14 protein-coding genes and 1 tRNA gene are annotated in these 19,066 nt (G+C 63.4%); all 15 read right to left on the reverse strand.

Annotation, left to right across the window (positions count from 1 at the left end; all coding sequences use genetic code 11):
* Positions 1-167: 167 nt before the first annotated feature.
* Positions 168-1,376: a tyrosine-type recombinase/integrase gene (locus AC3RCJ_RS18750; RefSeq protein WP_193068888.1), complete on the reverse strand. Its 1,209-nt coding sequence runs from the start codon at positions 1,374-1,376 to the stop codon at positions 168-170.
* 173 nt (positions 1,377-1,549) lie between these two features.
* A tRNA-Leu gene (locus AC3RCJ_RS18755) sits at positions 1,550-1,636 on the reverse strand.
* 84 nt (positions 1,637-1,720) lie between these two features.
* The gene (locus AC3RCJ_RS18760) at positions 1,721-3,232 is read right to left on the reverse strand and encodes a nucleobase:cation symporter-2 family protein (protein ID WP_492962303.1); all 1,512 of its coding nucleotides are present in this window, start codon (positions 3,230-3,232) and stop codon (positions 1,721-1,723) included.
* 300 nt (positions 3,233-3,532) lie between these two features.
* The gene (locus AC3RCJ_RS18765) at positions 3,533-3,721 is read right to left on the reverse strand and encodes a hypothetical protein (RefSeq protein ID WP_492962224.1); all 189 of its coding nucleotides are present in this window, start codon (positions 3,719-3,721) and stop codon (positions 3,533-3,535) included.
* An 80-nt stretch (positions 3,722-3,801) separates the two neighbouring features.
* On the reverse strand, positions 3,802-4,128 hold the full coding sequence (locus AC3RCJ_RS18770; RefSeq protein ID WP_492962222.1) for a hypothetical protein: 327 nt from the start codon (positions 4,126-4,128) through the stop codon (positions 3,802-3,804).
* Positions 4,125-4,613 (reverse strand): glycoside hydrolase family 19 protein, encoded by a 489-nt coding sequence (locus AC3RCJ_RS18775; protein ID WP_492962220.1) that lies wholly within the window; start codon positions 4,611-4,613, stop codon positions 4,125-4,127. Before AC3RCJ_RS18775 ends, AC3RCJ_RS18770 begins: the two co-directional genes overlap by 4 nt.
* 23 nt (positions 4,614-4,636) lie before the next feature.
* Positions 4,637-5,065: a hypothetical protein gene (locus AC3RCJ_RS18780; protein ID WP_492962218.1), complete on the reverse strand. Its 429-nt coding sequence runs from the start codon at positions 5,063-5,065 to the stop codon at positions 4,637-4,639.
* 74 nt (positions 5,066-5,139) lie between these two features.
* The gene (locus tag AC3RCJ_RS18785; protein WP_492962216.1) at positions 5,140-7,209 is read right to left on the reverse strand and encodes a phage head spike fiber domain-containing protein; all 2,070 of its coding nucleotides are present in this window, start codon (positions 7,207-7,209) and stop codon (positions 5,140-5,142) included.
* A gap of 1 nt (position 7,210) precedes the next feature.
* Entirely contained in the window at positions 7,211-9,961 is a 2,751-nt protein-coding gene (locus AC3RCJ_RS18790; protein ID WP_492962214.1) for a hypothetical protein, read from the reverse strand.
* A complete protein-coding gene (locus AC3RCJ_RS18795) occupies positions 9,958-11,427 on the reverse strand; it encodes a hypothetical protein (RefSeq protein ID WP_492962212.1) in 1,470 nt (489 codons plus the stop codon). Before AC3RCJ_RS18795 ends, AC3RCJ_RS18790 begins: the two co-directional genes overlap by 4 nt.
* Entirely contained in the window at positions 11,424-16,007 is a 4,584-nt protein-coding gene (locus tag AC3RCJ_RS18800; RefSeq protein WP_492962210.1) for a phage tail length tape measure family protein, read from the reverse strand. The genes AC3RCJ_RS18795 and AC3RCJ_RS18800 overlap by 4 nt, the downstream gene beginning before the upstream one ends.
* Positions 16,008-16,115: 108 nt before the next feature.
* The gene (locus tag AC3RCJ_RS18805; protein ID WP_492962208.1) at positions 16,116-16,331 is read right to left on the reverse strand and encodes a phage tail assembly chaperone; all 216 of its coding nucleotides are present in this window, start codon (positions 16,329-16,331) and stop codon (positions 16,116-16,118) included.
* Positions 16,332-16,459: 128 nt separating this feature from the next.
* Positions 16,460-16,903: a hypothetical protein gene (locus tag AC3RCJ_RS18810; RefSeq protein WP_492962206.1), complete on the reverse strand. Its 444-nt coding sequence runs from the start codon at positions 16,901-16,903 to the stop codon at positions 16,460-16,462.
* 72 nt (positions 16,904-16,975) lie between these two features.
* Positions 16,976-18,181, reverse strand: a complete 1,206-nt coding sequence (locus tag AC3RCJ_RS18815; protein ID WP_492962204.1) for a phage tail tube protein — start codon at positions 18,179-18,181, stop codon at positions 16,976-16,978.
* Between the two features lie 324 nt (positions 18,182-18,505).
* Entirely contained in the window at positions 18,506-19,048 is a 543-nt protein-coding gene (locus AC3RCJ_RS18820) for a hypothetical protein (RefSeq protein ID WP_492962202.1), read from the reverse strand.
* Positions 19,049-19,066 lie beyond the last annotated feature (18 nt).

Genomic DNA, 19,066 nt, shown 5'->3' on the forward strand with positions numbered 1-19,066 from the left:
CGCGATATCAAACAGCGCGGGCGCTGTCGCGAAACAGGACGACGGCGGATGCGGGTGGACGCACGCCGTGTCGCCCATCGTGGCGCGCAGGCGACAGGCATGCGTATCGCCACACCTGTTCCTGCCAGCGCCGCCACTGGTTTTCTTTCTCCCGGCGGGCGTCGCCGTCAGGCTGGCGGCGTGGCGACGCCGTCGCGCAGGGCGTCGAGATAGTCGGCCCAGCGCTGCATCATGGCGCGGCGCGCAGGCAGGTGCGCCGTGCGGTTGTAGGCGCGCCCGTTCGGGTCGATGACGCTGTGCGCCAGCTGGTGCTCGATCAGGTCCACGCGCTCTTGCAGCACTTCGTCGAGGATGGTGCGGGCCATGGCGCGGAAACCGTGGCCGGTCATGACTTCCTTGGCATAGCCCAGGGAACGCAGCGCCGCATTGATGGTGTTTTCGCTCATGCAGCGCTGGCCGCTGCGCAGGCCGGGAAACACATAGCGGCCTTCGCCGGTGACTGGCTGCAGCGCGCGCAGGATCGCCACGGCCTGTGTCGGCAGCGGCACCAGGTGTTCGAGCTGCATTTTCATTTTCCTGGCCGGGATGCGCCACGCGGCGGCATCGAGATCGATTTCGCTCCATTCGGCGGCGCGCAGTTCGCCGGGACGCACGAACAGCATGGGCGCCAATTTCAGCGCCGCCACCGCCGTGACGTGGCCCTGGTAGCCATAAATGGCGCGCAGCAGCGGCGCGACATCGCCCGGTTCCGTCAGTGCCGGGTAGTGCGTTCTCGGCACCGGCGTCAATGCGCCTTTCAGGTCCGCCGTGACGTCGCGCTCGACGAGGTCCATCGCCACGCCGAAGCGCAGCACCTGGCCGCACAGCTGCTTGATGCGGTGCGCCGAATCGATCGCGCCGCGCGCCTCGACGCGCTGCACCACGCGCAGCACGTCGCGTGGGCGGATGGTGTTGAGCGGCATCTTGCCCAGGTAGGGGATGACGTCGCCTTCGAGCCAGTTGCCGACTTTCTTGCGCGTGCTGGCGCTGCCGTTGCGCTGGATAGTGAGCAGCCACTGGCGCGCCAGCTTGTCGAAGGTATTCAAGGCGGCGCTGCGCTGCTCGGCCTTCTGCGCGCGCTTGACGCCGTTCGGATCGATTCCTTCGGCCAGCGCCTTGCGCGCGTCTTCGGCCTTGCGCCGCGCCTGGGCCAGGCTCACGCGGGGGTAGACGCCGAACGCCAGCGTTTTTTGCTTGCCTGCATGGCGGTAATTCATGCGCCAGTACTTGCCCGTTCGGGTGACCAGCAGGTACATGCCGTACAGGTCGGGATACTTGTCGCCGCTGGGCGTGCCCTTGTAGACGGCATGGCGGATAAGCAGATCGGACAGTGGCATGGCGCACTCCCTGATGGTATTTTTTTAGAGAAAATCCTAAATCCAGCAAAAAGTACCAACAAAGTTCATCGCTTTTAATGTACGCCAAGGGACGCGGATGGACAACAAAAAACCCGCTCTCCTATGACGAAGGCGGGTTTTTGGACGTTCTTGGATTTTTACGGCTGAGTTCTTGGTGCCCGGAGCCGGAATCGAACCGGCACGCCCTTACAGGCGGGAGATTTTAAGTCTCCAGTGTCTACCAGTTTCACCATCCGGGCAGCGCGGCAAGATTCTAGCACAAGTGATACGGATTACACCATCTTGCTCTGCCTTCGGGCAAGCCGGGAGCGGCTCATGGCGGCTTACTCGCTGCCATGACTGTTTTCCCTTGCCTTGTCCCGCGCCTCGTCCTGCGACGCCAGGCCGTTGAAGAACAGGTTCAGCAGCACGGCGACGATGGCCGCCAGCAGGATGCCGCTGTGCAGCAGGGGCGACAGGGCCTTGGGCATGTGCTGCGCGTATTGCTCCGCCACCAGCGGCAGCATGCCGAAGCCGATCGACAGGGCCACGATGAACAGGTTGTTGCGGTTGCTCTTGTAGTCGACGCCGGCCAGGATGCGGATGCCGGTGGCGGCGACCATGCCGAACATCACCAGCCCTGCTCCGCCCAGCACGAACGCGGGAACGGCTTCTGCCGTCTGCGCGATCTTCGGTATCACGCCCATGACCAGCAGAATGACGCCGGCCGCCACGCAGACCCAGCGGCTGCGCACGCCCGTCACGCCGACCAGGCCCACATTCTGCGAAAACGAAGTGTACGGAAAGGTATTGAAGATGCCGCCGATCAGGGTGCCCAGGCCATCGACGCGCAAGCCGCGGCTGATGTCAGCCTGGTCGATGCGCTTGCCTGTCATTTCGCCCAGCGCGAGGAACATGCCCAGCGATTCGATCATGACGACGATCATCACCAGGCTCATGGTCACGATGGCGACCAGGTCGAAGGTGGGCATGCCGAACTGGAACGGCGTGACGATGGCAAAGGCCTTGGCACTGGCCACCTTGGCGAAATCGGCCTTGCCCAGCGCAAACGACAGCGCCGTGCCGGCGATGATGCCGATCAACACGGCAATGTTCGACAGGAAGCCGCGGCCATATTTAGCCACCAGCAAGATGACGGCCAGCACGAAGAAGGCGATGCCCATGTTGTCCAGCGCACCATAGCCGGGATTGGCGATCATGGGCACAGGACCGCCGGGCGCCGGCAGGCCGGCCGCCACGGCGGCGGCGGCCATCCGGGCAAATGCGGGATCGGCGATCTGCGCCATGGCCGGCGGACCGCCCAGTGCCCAGTTGACGCCCACGCGCATCAGCGACACGCCGATCACGGCAATGATGCTGCCAGTAACTACCGGCGGGAACAGCGCCAGCAGGCGGCTGATGAACGGCGCGATCAGCATCGACACGACGCCGGCGCCGATCACGGCGCCAAAGATGCCCGTGATGCCCAGGGCGGGATTGTTGGCCATGGCCAGCATGGGACTGACGGCGGCAAAGGTGACGCCCATCATGACGGGCAGGCGGATGCCGAAATGCCTGCCGATGCCCAGCGACTGGATCAGCGTCACCAGGCCACAGCAGAACAGGTCGGCGCTGATCAACGCCGCCACTTGCTCCGGTGGCAACTTGAGGGCGCGTCCGACGATCAGGGGCACGGCGATGGCGCCCGCATACATGACCAGCACATGCTGCAGGCCCAGCGTAAATAACTTGCCAGCGGGCAGGATTTCATCGATGGGCGACGGCGCCGCGGCACTGGCGCCGGCAGCGCTGCGGTGAACGGATTTCAGACGGGGAGTGGCCACATTACGCTCCATTTCCGGTGAACCTGGCGCCATGCGGCGCGCAGGAGAGAGGGAAAAGCAAGAGAGAAACTGGACGACGGGGATACGACGGCAACGGCGGGCGACACATGCGAAGCTCCTTGGATGGTGATGGCAAGGGAAAGCCATGCACGCATCGTGCCAGCAACGATTGTATACAGGAATTGTGCCAAAAAACCATTGCAGAAACAAAAAAACGACCTTCTAGCGACGGTATTTGCACCGTTTTCTCGCATGTGCGCATCCGCTCGCACCAGAAGGCGGCACGATGCGCGGACACGCCGCACGAACACGTCACTGGCCGGCGCAGGCATCGAGCAGCGCTTCCAGCTGGCGCGCATGGGCGGCATGCAGCTTCTCGCGCGCCAGCAAGGCTTGCACCTGTTCATAGATGCCGCGCGCGGGAACCGGCGGCAGTGCAGGCGCCGCCACACGCGCATGCACGCCAGCCACGTCGACAGGCAGCCGTTCGGATAGCGGCACGGTTGTCGCACAAGCGCCGAGCAGGCAAGCCAGCACGGCACAACCCAGTCGCCTGTATGACGCCTCCTGCACGCGCCGCCTCATGGCAGCTCGCTGGCAATCAGGGCCTCGGCCGCGCGGCAAGCGTCACCTTCGGGCCGCAATGCGAGAAGGCGCGCCGCAGCCGCCTGTGCATCGGCCTGCCCTGCCTGCGCGCCAGCCAGCGCCAGTTGCGCCCGCGCGGCACGGCGCGCGCCCTCCTCGCGCATCAATGCCACCGCCTGCTGCTGGAGCCGCAGCGCTTGCTGCACCTCCTGCACTTGCACGGAGCAGGCAGCGCGCCCCGATTCCCTGCCCCAGCGCTGCGCGCAGAACACGACAGCACCCAGCAACAGCAGCAGCGCCAATACGGTCAAGGGCGGCTTCATGCCAGCACCCGGCATGCCGTTTGGAACAAGGCCAGGCGCTCGGCCAGGCCATGCACGCCGCCATTGATGCGGCGCGTAATGCGTTCCTGCTCGCCCGCATCGGCCAGGCGGTTCAAGCCGCGCGACTGCCAGAACCAGCCAGCCGAGCGGCACGCAAGCACGGTTTGCTCGAGCAGATCAGGCTTGCCCAGCAAATCGGCCCCCAGCGCCACGCCGCACGCCGCGTAGTTGATGCGCCCCGTTACCTGCAGCAAGCCGCGCCCCTTGAAGCGCACGCCATCGCCGGCCATCACATTGCCCAGGTCCGCACGCCCTTCATAAGCGGCGCCGCTGGCCAGTTCGCGCACGTAACGCAACTGGCCGGACTCATGGCCCACCTGTGCCAAAAACGACGCCTGGCGTAGTGGCGTATCAATACCGAACTCCGCCATCGCCGCATTCAGCGGCGCCAGGAACAGCGTAACGCGTCGGCCCGCCAATGGCATGATCTGCATCAATTGGGCCCCCGTCACAGCACGCCCCGCACGTCCTTGACAACGGCCACCGCGTCCGCCGCCAATTCGCCGATATCCTTGCCGCGGCGCTTGTCGAACCAGCGCACGCAGGCGCCCAGCACCCACCAGGCAGGCAGGCCCGCGGCCACCATCAGCGGCGCGGCGATGAACAGGAAACCGGTGGCCGGGTCGCCGCCATACAGGCCCGCCACGGTTTTCGCGCTGTCAAACAGGCTGGGCCACCAGGACAGCACGGCGGCCACCAGCACGGGGCCGAGAAAGGTGGAGATGATGATGCTGGAACAAAAACGGATGAATGCCTCCTTCGTGGATTGCGGCCACATGAACATGAAGCCCAGCGACGTGGCGGCGGCGCCGGCCAGCACCGGCACGCCAAACAGTTTGATCAGTGCGCCGCCAGCGGCGGTGGTTTCGATGGCCATGGTTGCCTTTCTGTTGATGACATAAAAAAAACCCGCCGAAGCGGGTTGCGATTGAGACAGATTTCGTGAAATGCTCAGATCTCCTCGATTTCCAGCGGCACGGAATAGGCGTCGCAATACGGCATGCTGATCGGCGCGACCGACGACAGCTTGCCGAAAATGGTGTGGTCGCGTTCCAGTTCAAGGTCAGGCGATGCAGGAAACAGGCTGACCAGCATGGCGCCCGACATGCCGTTGCTGCGCATGATGTTGGCCAGTGCCGTGCGGTCCGCCGCTGGCAAGCCGGACAGCTGCAGCGGCATCTTGCGCGCCCGGGTGCCCGCTTCGGTCCGCAGGTCTCCGCTGTCGGTGCGGTAATGCGTGCTGCTGTCCATGATCGTCATCGACGCGCCATAGTCGGGATTGTGGGCAGGCGACCAGTACTCGCCCACCACCAGCCGTCCCGCCTCGAGATAGCCCTGCAAGTTATCCGGGTCGCTGACATCGATCGCCACGCCCAGCGCCGGCATCTGCGCCGGCAGCCAGTGCCGCGCATACGCGCCGCCGCCAAAGGCATAGGCAGTGGCCGCCTGCGCCGCCGTCAAGCCGCGCAGCCTGATGCCGGCGGCGGGACACGCCGGCAGCATGCCGCTGTCGTAGCTGTAGCTCTGCCAGGCGTCGATGTAGCCGGCGGGCCGCGTCGCCAGTGTTGAGGTGGCGATGTCGGCGGCACGGGTACCGCTGGCCGCCCCGGTTGAAATGAATGAATCCGCATATGCGCCCAGTTGTAACTGGTAGCCGGCTACCTTGAAGCCGCGCGCCGACTGCGGCAGGTACTTCGCGATGCCGTTTGCAGGGCCTCCCGTTGTGGTAGCAACAAATGTATATGAGCAACGGTAAATGTTATTACCCATGTGCACAACCGTTCCAGTCGATGCCGCCGCCGCGTTCTCTCGGACAAATGCGAAGTCTTTTGCGGAGTTACCCGTATCGCCTGGAAACGGCACGCCACCATCATCCATCATGACAAAGACAGACATCGTGTACGTGGCGCCAATCGTGGTTCCAATGCTGCCGGTTGAATTCTTATACGCGTAACGTGTTACGGAGTTATCCCCAAATTGGATGGAATTAGTGAAACCAGGGATGGGAACAACTGCAGCCATCACATTCCCACTCCCGAATTGCGCCAGGAGGCCATCCGAGTAGGTGAAATTGTTGGTGGCGGCAGGCTCCAGCAATAAAAATGGCGGTGCCGCCAGATTCAGCGGGTTGTATTGCATCCGCGCCACATTGGCCGCCGCCGTCTGCAGCAACCCGTTATTGCCGATAAACGTGCCCGTTGACGCGCGTCCCGTGAAATTCACCGTCGCCGGGTAATAAGAAGTCAGGCTTCCCGCTTCGACCTGTGCATGCGTAACATAGACGCCGCTTACACCATCTCCTTGGTAGCTCACTGTGTTCGTTCCGATTACGAGGTCCAGTGCGAGATACCAGGTGCCGTCCACCGACGTGACCAGATCAATCGCGCAACGATACCATCCGTCACTCAGCGGTACGATGCTCGCCAGGGCGCCCGCCATCCCTCCGTAATGAGAAACGGCACCCACCGTCCCCGTCGCAAGGTCAAAGATCGCCGCTGCACCGATTGCAAAGCCTGTCGTGGCCTGCGTCAGTCGCACCTTGCTACGTCCGGCAGCCTTGACGCAGATTGATACCGTCGTCCGGCGCGCCGCAACACCGGTGAAAGACCGATACAGCTCATGCACGGTGTTGCCCGTGCTTTCCACGACCTTCGCAGCACCTGTATTTCCTTCTGGAGTGGTGGCGATATTGGGAATGATAGACACATCAAATAGCCGCCAAAGTGCAGGGTTCATGAAATGGCCGGAGAAGGTCAGCTGGTTCTGGACCGCCGGCTCATTCGACACGCGCACGCGCATCGTCGCCGTCGGCGACAGGTTGCAGAATGGCAGGAACACCCCGCCGATGCGCTCGGGCGCGCCCCAGGTGGCGCCCAGGCGCGCCGTGGTACCGGTGGCGCGCCACGGGCGGCCCTTGCGGTTGTTTTGCAGGTTGGCCACGCCCAGCGTGCCGGCCGTGGTGCTGGCCGCCAGCGCTGCGCGGTCGGCCGCGTTGTCATAGATGATGCGAAGATTTGGCATGTTATTCCGTTGTGATGAGAGTGAGGCGCTGCGACACCGAATCCCGGTCGGCACTGCCCGTGCCGCCCGGACGCACCGTCTGCGTTACCGTTTGCGTGGTCATGCTGATGGCCGCGCGATAGGTCCGAGTTAGCGTGCTGTGTTCGTTGTCGGTGTAGGTAAAGGCGCCTTCGATTGACCGCGAGCAGGTCGACTTTTCATCGGGCAGATCCGTATTCGCGACAATCGTTGGTCCGCTGAATACGGCTGACTGCACCAGTACCTCGGCGCCACCGCCTATCGAGCGGAAGAGCTGAACCGTCACGCTATTCGCACCTGCACCGGCCGTATAGGCATGCAACGTGGATGCCTTTAAAAATCTCCAGGCGAAACTGCACACCACGTTGATCGTGCCACCATTCGAGCCGAACGGGCCATCGACCAGCTGGGCGTTGGGGTTGATCTCTGGATTGGTGATGGACGTTTTCAGTATGCCCGCCGAGAGCGCGCCACCGAAATAGGCCGAACCGCTCCGCTTGAGATAGAAAATGGCATTCACATCCGTCTTGTCGCCAGCACCCGCCCACATCGCATACACCGGGTCGTCCGGCCCCATTTCGATGCGAAAGCCGGAACCGCCGCCGGTAACGACATTGCCTGAAAAATTGGCCTTGCCGCCCGCTATGCTGAATCCTGGCGCAAAGATGCGGCCATCGGGCGAAATCTCGAAGTACTGGGTGCCCGCCCCATTGTTGTAGTCACCAAAGCGCAGGCCCTGCTCGCTAAGATGGAAGCCCTTGCCGTCGCCCGTGCCATTCGGCCATGCATAGCTGGCGGTCGGATAGCCGCCACCGCCATGGATGGTGGAAGCGGAAATATCGCCCGCCACCACCGAGCCAAGGTTGGCCTTGATGGCGCCGAGCGTGTCGCCCACGATCGCCTTCGCCGCCACCGTCCCGTCGACCAGCAGATTGCCGTTCAACACCGTGCCCTGCACCATCCAGGCTCCGTCGAGGTAGAACTTCGTCACCGCATGCACGGCGTCATACAGCGTGACGACGTCGCGGTTGATCGGCACGCCGTAGCCGGCCCGGCCCAGTTCGTACACGGCCGAGGCATCCGACCAGGTCGAATAGCCGGGCGCCGTGATCGTGACGGTACCGCGCTGGCCCGACGGCCCGGCCACGCCCTGGTCACCGCGGAACTTCGACCAGGTGTAGTCCGCCTTGTTGCTGCTGGCGGCTGCGGCGGGCTTGTTGACGGCCAGGCCCAGGTACAGCGTGCTGGCGCGCGGCGTGTCGTACAGGCCGGTGCCGTCAGCGTTGTCGGCGTACTTGATCCACGTGTAGGTGGTTTTCCCGTCCACGCCGGGCGCGCCATTCACGCCGTTGCTGCCATTCGTGCCGTCGGCGCCCTTGATCAGCGACCACGCATAGTCCACCGGCTTGTCGCTTTCGACCGCCGTCGCCTTGTTGTAGGCCAGGCCGATATGGCTCATGCCCACGGGCGAGTCCGAAAAGCCGCCGCCGGCGGCGGTATTGCCATACTTGACCCAGGTGTAGGTCGTCACACCATCGGCGGCCAGGCGCGCGGCCGCCGCCCATTCGCCGGCTGGGATGTCGTCGGTGGCGCCGCGCGCGGCGGCCGTGGCGCCCGAGGTAAACAGATAGGCGCCGCCGGCCGTGGGCACCTGCGTCGACCAGCCGTTGTTCAGGCCCGTCAGCGCACCGGAGGCGAAAGTGAACGTGCACGTCGCGCTCGGCAGCGCCGGCGCGATGCTGGTCGCGCCGCGCTGGTAGATGCGCACGGGTGCCACGTTCAGGCCATCCACGCCGTTCGCGCCATTGCTGCCGTTGGCGCCGTCGGCACCGGCCGCGCCGTCGGCCGCCATGCGCGCGGCCGCCGCCCATTCGCCGGCCGGGATATCGTCGGTGGCGGCCGTCGACGCGGCTGTGGCGCCCGAGGTGAACAGATAGGCGCCGCCGGCCGTCGGCACCTGCGTCGACCAGCCGTTGTTCAGGCCCGCCAGCGCGCCGGTGGCGAAGGTGAACGTGCATGCCGCGCTCGGTAGCGCCGGCGCGACATTGGCGACGGCGCGCTGGTAGATGCGCACGGGCGCCACGTTCTGACCAGGCGCGCCATCCCTGGCCAGCAGCACGGCCGCTGCCCACTCGTTGGCGGCGATGTTGTCCGTGGCGTTGCGCGAGCTGGCGCCCGCCACGCGCACGTACAGCGGCGCCGTGCCGGCCGGGATGTTCTTTGACCAGCCATTCGCCAGGTCATTGCCGGCGGGCGCCGTGATGGCCGCGCTGGCAAAGGTGTAGACCACGTCGCCCGGGGAATCGGCGGGCGCGGCGGCCGCCCGCTTGTAGGCGAAGGCCTGCGCCGTATTGATCCCGGCCAGGCCGGCGTCGCCCGCCACGCCATCGTATACCTTGCTGACCATGTAGCTGGCGATGTAGTCGACGCCGAATTCGCGGATACGCGCCTGCACGGTGGCCGTGTCGGTGGTCATGCCGGCAAAATTGACCGTGGCCACGTTGCCGTCGACCGTCAGCGACGTGCCGGCCGACACCGTGAAGACGATATCGCCCGCCACATTCACGGGCTTGGCCGTGATGGCAATCGAGGCGGGCGACCCGGCGCCCCTGCTGTCGACGCGAAACACGGGCGTGGCGCCGGACATCAGGATGGCCTTGCCGTCGGCAACGGTACTATAGCGATCCGCCGTCGCCTGCAGCAGGCGGTCGCGTGCGCCCACGATGGCGCTCATGCCAGCACTCCCACCGTCACGCGGCCGCTCAGCCAGAAGTGCGACAGCCGCACCACCACGCCCGCCACGCCATCCTGCAAGCCGAAGCGTTCATTGCGCAGCACCACCGGCTGCCCCAGTTCCAGCATCATCATCTCGGGTTCTCCATCAAATTCGTAAATGGTGCGCGGCACCTTGCTCAGGGCCAGGCGCCGTGCCGCTTCCGCGCGGGCATCCTCGCGCGTCTTGAGGCAGGTATCGATCTGCACCGGGTCATCGCTCAATCGGTAGCGCGCGCGCACCGCTTCGTCGACCACCGTTTCGGTCAGCCACTGCGTGGCATACAGGTCGGCGTGTTCAGCCGGGATGCTGGTGGTCAGACCTGTCTGCACATTCCAGTTCCGGTCGAATCCGATCTTGACTGCCGCCGTCGCCGGCAAGCGTTGCGCCGGACGCAGCGATCGCTCGCGCATATGTTCCGGGCCGATCGGCACGGACACGCCAGCGGCCGGCAATGCCAGCTGCACCAGGCGCAGCTGGCCGGTACGCGACATGAGCGCCTGCGCACCCACGCTGGCCGCCAGTTGCTGGATGGCCTGCGCCTGGTTGGTCCGGTCCGCTACATACAGGCCAACCGGCTGCGGGTGGGAGGCATCGAAGGCGGCCAGATTGGCCAGGTCCAGGTCGGCCAGCGTAAAGCGGTCGGCGGCCTTGCCATAGGCGGTGGCGATGCGCTGCACCAGCGGCGCGATGCGCGGCGCATAGCCGCCGCCCCTGTCGCCCTGCACGCTGACCGTGATCGTGGTGGAAAACGGATCGGTGGTCAGGTTGAAGCGCCCCGCCTGGTCGTTCAGGGCCACGGCAATCGGCTTGCCGTTGGTGCGCACCTCGAAACTCGACTCGACGGCGCCCAGGAAGCCATATTCCAAGGTGGCCGGATTCGTCAGCAGGGGCGCCACGTTGTGGCATTCGCCAAATGGAACCGGCAAAATGGCGTCCTTGTTCGGCGTCGTGCCGCCCAGCTTGGCCTCGGTGACGGGCGTATTCAGGCGCTGCAGCTTGTCGCGCAACACCAGGTTGACCGCGCCGCGTCCCGGGCTGGCCACGTCGGCGATGATGCCGTCGTAAACCAGGCGGAAATCCGCGCGCGGCCAGGATGGATCGCCGGCCCAGGCCTTGATGGGCCGGTTCATCCAGACGTCGCCCAGCCAGCCATCGAGCGCGCCATCGGCGTTATTCAGTTCGATATCGCCGCCCGACAGGCCCGCCTCGCCGGACAGGCTGACTTGCTCGGTAAACGCCAGGCCGCCGGTGGCCAGCGGCAGGTACTCGGTGTTGGCCGGCGTTTCATCGGGGCCGGTAAGGTAGGAGCGCGAGGCAACATAGCGCGTCACCTCGTCGCCGGCCACATTCACCTGTGCCTCGAGCAGCACCATGCGTACGGCAGAGGGGCTTTGCAGCCACTCCAAAAACTGCGCATCGGTCATGCGTATTCCCCTTTCACTGCATTTGCCCAGGACGCTGTCCTGGCGGATTTATCAACACCGTCCACCACCGTCCTGGCGGCGCTGGCGTTCGATTCGACGGTGGCCTGTATCGTGGCGCCCGTCTGCGCGCGCTGATCCGCGCGCAAGCCTTGCAGCTCGGCGCGCATGGCCTGGTTGTCCTCGCGCAGGCCGCGGATTTCGGCGACCAGGACGTCGGAGCCAAGGTTCGCCGCCGAGGAATAGCGTGCGGGGTCGAAGACTGATGCCGTCACAGGTGTAGTCATCGCGGCAAGTGCTGCGACGAAGGGAGTATTGCTGAAATGCACATCCAAATCAGCCGCACCTCCCGTCGCCGCCCGCAGACCGGCGATGGCCTGCGCCACCGTCAGCACACTGTCATTGATGGTAATCAAGCCCGATACTTGGGCATTCAGCGCATCCAGGCTGGCCTGCTGCACGTCGACCTGCGCGGCCGCCCATTTCAACGCTTCCTTGTTCGCTTCCACCACGCGGGCATAATCGGCCGCATAGCGTGCATCGGAGGCGTTAACGACTTGCGAGGCCGTCAAAAACGCCTGTTCGGCGGCGGACAATCCCGATTGCGCCGCCGTGTCGCCCGCATTTGCGGCCGCCAGGGTTTTCTCGAACTGGGCGCGCGCCTCCGCATACTTCTGCTCCGGCGTCAGCGTCGACTGGGCGCCCAGCGCCATGCTGGCATTGAGCCCGTTCAAGGTCGTCACCCACGATTTCGATTTCTCCAGCGCCGACTTGGCCGCCGCAGATTCGCTTTCATAGGCTTTCGCCAGCGCATCCTTCGCGCTGGTTACCGCCTTGACGGCCTGGATCTGGTCGAACAATCCACGATTAGCATCGGCGACGCTGGCGCGCTGGGCGGCCAGCAGCTGCGCTTCGCTTTGCGTCAATTCGTTCAACTGCTGTTGCAGGCCCTTGCGTTCGCTGGCGATATCGCTGGCCGTCTTGCTCACTTCGGCCAGCTCACCCGTGGCGGCGGCCAGATCGGCCGCATAATCGGCCGCCTTTTTGAACGGTTCGGCCAAGGACAACAGGGCCACATACAATTCAGCCGATCCTTCTTTTCCGATGGCCACGCCATCAGCAGCAGACAATACGGCAGCTTTGAAGCCATCCATCGTCGTCACGCCACCCAAACTCAGCTTGCCCATGGCGTCATTCACCGACTTGGTGATCGGCGCCATCTTTTCGGATTCAGACAGGAAATTCTCGTAAAAATACGAGGTGCCGCTTGTCAGCTTTTCCAGGCCACCGGCAGTATCGATCAAGTCTTCGCTCAGCTTTACTGCTGCCATGCCCGTGACGCCGAAAGATTTCCCCAAGACAAACAGGACATCGCTGACCTGCTGGAAGTCATTGGCAATGCGATTCAGTGTTTCAAAAGCGCCTTCGCCTATCTTGGCGAAATCGCGCAAGCCAGCAACGCCAGCATCAGCCATCTTGTCGCCCAGCGCAGAAAATGCCGTTTCCAGTGCTTTCTGTTGATCCTCAGCCGACAGTCCTTTCAAACTGATCTTGCCCAGATCGACCTTGAAACCGTCCATCCGAGTATTGAAATCGGCACCTGCCACGCCCATGACGTTGGCGGCGCCACGAATGGCATTGCCCATGCTGACAATAATCATCGTGAACTGCTGATTGACGTCATCGGACATTGCTGCCGTCTCGGTCTTATTCTTATTGCTATAGGTGAAGCCCAGTGCTTTCTTCTTGGTATTGACATCGGCATACGATTGGGCGGTAAAACCAATATCCTCGATCTGGCCCAGGCTAATGGCCTTGCCGGTAATCCCCTGATCGACCACAGTCTTGGAGGTATTGAACAGTTTGGAAACAACGCTGCCCAACACCGCCCCCACCACACTGCCGAGCACCAATCCGATGGGACCACCAATCGCCGCCATTCCCATGCCCAGATAGGTACCCAGCATGGCGCCACCCAAGCCTCCAGCCGAAGTACCGGCCAGGACGCCCATTGTGCCTCCCAGGACCTTGGTTCCGGTCTGCACGCCTGCCGCAGCTCCGCCCGCTCCCGTCGCCACCGACTCGCGTGCCAGCAAATTGGCCAGGTTGCCGATACCGGCAGCGAGCTTGCGCAGCGAGTTATCCATTGAAATGGTGTGCGCGAGACCCAAGCCTGAATTTTTTTCCATGATGGCCAGGCTGCGCGCAATCGAAGCGCTTTTAGCCGATGGGTCACCCAGCACCGTGCCCGTGCCGTTTGCCTTTTGGCGCTCCTTGGCAACATCGACATTGCCGCCGCCTCCACCGCCAATCGCCACGCCCAGGCCAGCCACGATCGCCGCCATGGCCGCCATGCGGCCAAACGCCGTATATGGGTCACCAGTTCCCTGGCTCAGTACTGCGTTGATACCCTTTGGCACCAGCTCGGCCAGAGTCATGGCCACTTCGGCCGCATGAAATACCTGGGAAACCGTGGTCAAGGCCTTGTAGCCAGCGCTCTGCTCGTCGAAGAAACCGGCCGCCGCGCCGGCCATGTCGCTGTAACCTTTCATCTGAGCTTGTGTGGAATCAAGCTGCGCTTTCGATTTCGCGGCGATTTTCGCTGGTTCGTCCTCCTTGGCATCCTCCGTCGCATTTGCCAGGGTCCGTTGAATATCCTGCTGGGCCTTCTTGTGCTCAACCAGCGCTGCGGTAACCTTGCCTATTGTGCCGCCCACCTTGCCGAAGGCCTTTTCCAGCGCATCGCCCAAGGCTTTGGCGCCATCGGCAGCCTCTTTCCATTGCTGCTCGTCGGCTGCCTTGGCATCGGCGCGGTCCTTGGCCGTTTTTGCCTTCGCGTCGTCTTCCTGCTTTTTCCGCGTGTCTGCTGCCTGCTGGCGGGCGATTTCTTCCACCTGCGCCAGCTCGGCTTGCATCTTCGGCTCCCCCCTCGCTTTGGCAGCGCCAGCTTCGGCGATCTTGTTCCTGTTTTCCTGAGCAGCCAACGGCGTTTTTGCCTTGAAGGCGCTCAACACATCGATCTGCTTCTGATAGGCATCCGCCTCTGCCTTACCCCGCTCGCGAATGGTGTTTCTGCGATTTTCAAAATATTGCTCTTCGCTTAAAGTGCCACCCTTGCGGTACAACTCATCAAGTTTGGCGCTCTGGTCATAACCCTCCGTTTTCAAGCGCAATTCATCTTGAATGGCTTGCAACTGCCCCGCACGCCGCGCCTCGCTATCATCAGAACCAAAGGCGGGCGGAGGCGGCGCAACCTTGAATGCAGCATGAATGGAAGCGCGCGTCTTTTCCTGCTCGACAACGGGAATCGCCAGCGGCGTACCACTCAGTATCGCGACGTTCTTGTTGTATTGAGCAATTACTGCTGCCTCCTCGTTAACTTTCTTGGCATAGCGAGCCTTGGTCGCATCGATACTCTTCTGCGCCGATTTTTCAGCATCATTTTTTGCTTGAACCTCTTGTTGCGCATCAGAAGCCTTTCGCTCCTGCGCTTGCTTAGTCACCAGCTCTTGGCGCACCTTTGCCATCTGTTCAAGAACCTGCTGCAATTGCTTGCCACTTATGCCCATGCCTTCATGCGTACCCAAACTGGTATAGCCTGTGGCTTTTAACATCTCGACGTCTATATCGTGCTGAACGATCTTTTCGTCCATTGTGGTCGTGCGTCCCATCCCATTGAAGCTGTCTTCACCATTCGACCAGAGAGTCTTGATTGCCCGCATCGCGACACCGACAATGCTCAGGTTTTCACTGCGTTTTTTCAGCACGTCGTTGTAATTTTTTGCCACTTCTATCATCGACTCCTGAGTCTTACCTTCCTCCTCGAGTGACTTGATATGCTGGTACTGACTGGCATCCAAAGTTCGATACATTTCGGCATGGGTGTCAACCCAACTGACAACGCCGCCAGCCATCTTGGCAAAGTCCGCGGCTACCTCCCCTGCTGGCTTGCCTGTAATTTGTGCCGTTGTCACGGCAGCGGCACCCACCGACAACATGGCTTCCGCCGAAAACTCGCCCGTTTCCAGCAGCGTTTGCAGGGCTGCACGCGCATCGCCCATACCCGCATCGTTAAGACTGGCAACGGACTTGACCATGGCATTGAACTGCCCCTCCGTGACGCCCGCCGAGTTGCCTGTCAGCTGTATTGCCTTGGAAAAATTATCCGACTCCAGCTGGCCTTTCACATACGTTGAGGCTGCAAATGCGGCCGCTTCCGCCAGCATTTGCAACGCCAATACCGGCCCCGCGCCCAGGCGGGTGATTGCCAGTTCCGTCAGGCCGGAGGTATTCATCAGCGCTCCCAGGCCATCCTTGATCTTTCCGACGTCGGCATGCATGCCGCCTTCGCCGATCTTCAGCGATGCCTTGGCAAAACCTTCGAGCGCGGTCATACCCTTGAACAAGGCGTCCGAGGCGTCGCTGCTTTCGTCACCCAGGACTTTGGACGCGTCCGCCGCTGCGCGAGCCGCTTCGGCCTGTGCGCGCATGATTTGTTCGGAGTCGCGCATCCTGACGTTGGCATACTGGACCTGCTGCCCAGCCTCGCCGCTGGCGGCGGCAAGGTCGTTTACGGCTTGCATACCCGCCCTTACCTCCGCAGTATTCACAACAATGAGTATTTCAGTTATCTCTGGCATGTTTGGCCCATAAAAAAGGCCGCGCATGGCGGCCGGGTTGGAAAATACGGGTCAGCCCGCCGCATGCTGGTGCGCCAAGAACAGCGCGTCGAGCTGGTCCAGCAGCTGGTGCTCGAACGGCTCGATGGCGATGGCGTGGCGCGCCTGCCAGGCGAGGATTTCCGTGCTGGCGATGGGATTGACGGCCATGCCGTTCTGCCGCTTGCGGTTCAATTGCGCGAACCATTCCCACACGTGGGCCAGTTCAAACGGCATCGGCGGCGTCACCTCTTCGGGCGGCGCGCGGTACAGCGGATGGCGCCGGGCGGCGTCGATATGCTCGCCCTTGGCATGGCCATCGGCCGCCCGTGCGCCACGCTCGAACTGGTACCCGGCGTAGCGCAGCAGGCTGGCCGTCAGAGCTTCAAAAAAATCGACTCGTTTTCCAGCGCCGTGGTGACCTTTTCCTGCCAGGTCGGGTATTTTTCAAAGGCCGCTTCCAGCAGCGCCGGATCGAGCGGCACGGGCGCGCCGTTGCTGGTGAAGCCGTACCAGCCCGTGACCACGGCCAGCGCCAGGCGTTTCTGGTTGCCGTCGATGGCTTGCACCAGCAGCTCCGCGCCTTCGTCGGTGGAGGCGTCGATGGCTGTCTTGCGGCGCGCCGATTTCTTGTAGCCTTCGGCGCGCACGGCGTTGTTGGCCTGGCGGTATTGCTCGCTGTTCTTGCCGACGATGGTCAGGCCGGCCACCGCTTCGCCGTCCGCGTCGAAGATGACGGGCACGTCGAACGTGACGGGGGTGGCCGCTGCATGGATATTGCCGATGTCGAAACCTGCCTGGATTTTTTGTGCGTTGTTCATGTGTGATGCTTTCTGGATGAAGTAAAAGTAAAAAAGGCCGCCACGGTGGCGGCCTTGACCTGCGTCAACCGCTTACAGCGCGCTGTCCTGGATCGTCAACGTGGTCGCTTCATGCTGCGCATCCGTGCCCTTGTAGCGCAGGACGTCGAAGGCGCAGGTGACGATCTTGTTTTTCTCGCCGTCGTCGATCTTGGCCGAGGTGATCTTGATGCGGCCCATGGCCAGCGCCAGCACGTCGGCTGCGGGCGCCGTGCCCGACGCCATGGCGTAGGCCAGCGGAATTTCCGTCTCGGCCTTGAAGTAGTCGAGGTAGCTGGCGTCCTGCAGCAGCACCGTGAACTGGCCCGAGCCCATGACCTTGCCGCGCGAGGCGGCCGTGGCATATTTGGAGCCGATCACCGGGTCGACCTTGACCTGGCCGTCGAGCGAGACGGACATGCCGGTGCAGATCTGCGACGGGATGCCGTTCACCGACAGCATCGCCGTGGCGCCCGAAAACTTGCCGCTGCCAGGCGCGGCCAGCGGCGTGGGGAAGTACGGCACGGCCGTGGTCGGGCCTTCCGCCTTGCCCATCAGGGTGAAGTCCAGGCTGGTGATGCCGTTCGGCTGCACGGCGATATCCATCTTGCTGACCAACTGGTCGACGAAGCTGCGGTGCACGCCGATCTTCGGGTCCTGCACTTCGGCCGTGAACCAGTCGGTGGTGTGGCCGCTCAAAGGGGTGAAGCTGCGCTTGCCCACCGCCGCCACGCCGACCGAGTCGCCGGCCGCCTTGACGACCATGGCCGAACCGTCCATGAACTGGCCATTCAGGTTGGTCGCCGTCACCGACGTGACGAAGAAGTTCTTCGCGTTGTTGGCGGCGGCCGGCGCCGTCATGCCGGTGATGCGCACCACGCTGCCGGCGCGGAAACCTTCTGCCAGCCAGGAGCCGGCGCTGCGCGTCAGGCCGGAGGCGGCGGCAGCGATGGTGGTCTGCGCGGCAGCGACGCCGCCGGCCGTGAAGTCGCGGCGCAGCAGCGCCGCCATCAGCGGCGCATAGGTGCCGCATGCCGCTTCGGCCTTGATGGCGCCCGTGGTGCGGAAATTGCCCAGGCGGGTATCGCCCTGCTGCTGGCTGGCGTCGATTTCGGCGCTCGCATATTTATCCGCTTCCGTGTCGAAGGTGGCCGTGACGCGGGGATAGATCTGGCCGCCGCCGGCGGCGGCCTTGCTGCCTTCCGCGCCTTGTTTGCTGATAACGATCAAGCTGTCGATGCCGTTTGCTGTCGATGCCATAGTTGTAAAACCTTTCGTGGAATGAAACCGCCGGGGCGGTCTTGTGGGAAAAACTGAAAAATGGGAGATGAAACGAAAAAGCCCGCGCACGGTGAGGCGGCGGGCTGGTGTCCGGATGGCGCGCAGCCATGCCGGATGGAAGATGGGCGAAGGGGGCCATGAAGGCGGTTCGCTGCGCTGATTTCCCCTATCGGTGTCGCGCCTTGCGCGCGCCCATTACGAGTGGAGAAGCATGTGGTGTACTGCGGTGCTACTGTTGCTGCGTGATCGAGACTCTATTGTAGGGGCGTTTTTTTTCAGCTCGGGGCATATTGCATAATCTTTTTAATGACCGAGGCGGCGCATGGCACGCGCGCCGTGCGACTGGAAGATGCCTTCGAGCTCGCTGACCATGTCCTTGATGCGCTCCCGTTCGAAACCGCCGGAACAGCTGATGGCCGCTTCGCCGCCGCCGTGGCACGCCTTGCAGACGACAGGCACGCCCACCGGCATGGCGGCGACGATGCCGGTGCCGTGGCAAACCTTGCATTTGCTGTCGAGCCAATGCGCGAGCGACGCTTCGGCCACGCGGCGGTACAGGGTAGTGGCCGCCTGCGCATCCCAGGCCGTCTGCGCCTTGACCCAGCGGCGCGCCCGGCCCTTCTGCGCCACGGCCGCCGTCCAGGCGCGCAGCAGCTGCGCCAGATTGCCGGCATTGCCTTCGAACAGGCGGCTGACGGTGCCGTCCGCGTACTTGACGCGGCACAGCAAGGCGCCCATGTCGCCGGCCAGCGCGGCCGCCGCGACCGCGTCCAGGTCGTGGTGGAACGCATCGTCGCGCAGGTTCTGCGATGACAGCGACGCGATGTATTTTTCAGCAAACCTCATGATTTCTCCTCGTTGATT

The organism is Janthinobacterium sp. GW822-FHT07H11 (assembly GCF_058798615.1).

Bases quoted from the DNA above. Each gene is read 5' to 3' on its own strand.
- AC3RCJ_RS18820 (WP_492962202.1), bottom strand. From the start codon at position 19,048: ATGAGGTTTGCTGAAAAATACATCGCGTCGCTGTCATCGCAGAACCTG.
- AC3RCJ_RS18750 (WP_193068888.1), bottom strand. From the start codon at position 1,376: ATGCCACTGTCCGATCTGCTTATCCGCCATGCCGTCTACAAGGGCACG.
- AC3RCJ_RS18760 (WP_492962303.1), bottom strand. From the start codon at position 3,232: ATGGAGCGTAATGTGGCCACTCCCCGTCTGAAATCCGTTCACCGCAGC.
- AC3RCJ_RS18790 (WP_492962214.1), bottom strand. From the start codon at position 9,961: ATGAGCGCCATCGTGGGCGCACGCGACCGCCTGCTGCAGGCGACGGCG.
- AC3RCJ_RS18795 (WP_492962212.1), bottom strand. From the start codon at position 11,427: ATGACCGATGCGCAGTTTTTGGAGTGGCTGCAAAGCCCCTCTGCCGTA.
- AC3RCJ_RS18815 (WP_492962204.1), bottom strand. From the start codon at position 18,181: ATGGCATCGACAGCAAACGGCATCGACAGCTTGATCGTTATCAGCAAA.
- AC3RCJ_RS18770 (WP_492962222.1), bottom strand. From the start codon at position 4,128: ATGAAGCCGCCCTTGACCGTATTGGCGCTGCTGCTGTTGCTGGGTGCT.
- AC3RCJ_RS18775 (WP_492962220.1), bottom strand. From the start codon at position 4,613: ATGCCATTGGCGGGCCGACGCGTTACGCTGTTCCTGGCGCCGCTGAAT.
- AC3RCJ_RS18785 (WP_492962216.1), bottom strand. From the start codon at position 7,209: ATGCCAAATCTTCGCATCATCTATGACAACGCGGCCGACCGCGCAGCG.
- AC3RCJ_RS18800 (WP_492962210.1), bottom strand. From the start codon at position 16,007: ATGCAAGCCGTAAACGACCTTGCCGCCGCCAGCGGCGAGGCTGGGCAG.
- AC3RCJ_RS18810 (WP_492962206.1), bottom strand. From the start codon at position 16,903: ATGAACAACGCACAAAAAATCCAGGCAGGTTTCGACATCGGCAATATC.
- AC3RCJ_RS18780 (WP_492962218.1), bottom strand. From the start codon at position 5,065: ATGGCCATCGAAACCACCGCCGCTGGCGGCGCACTGATCAAACTGTTT.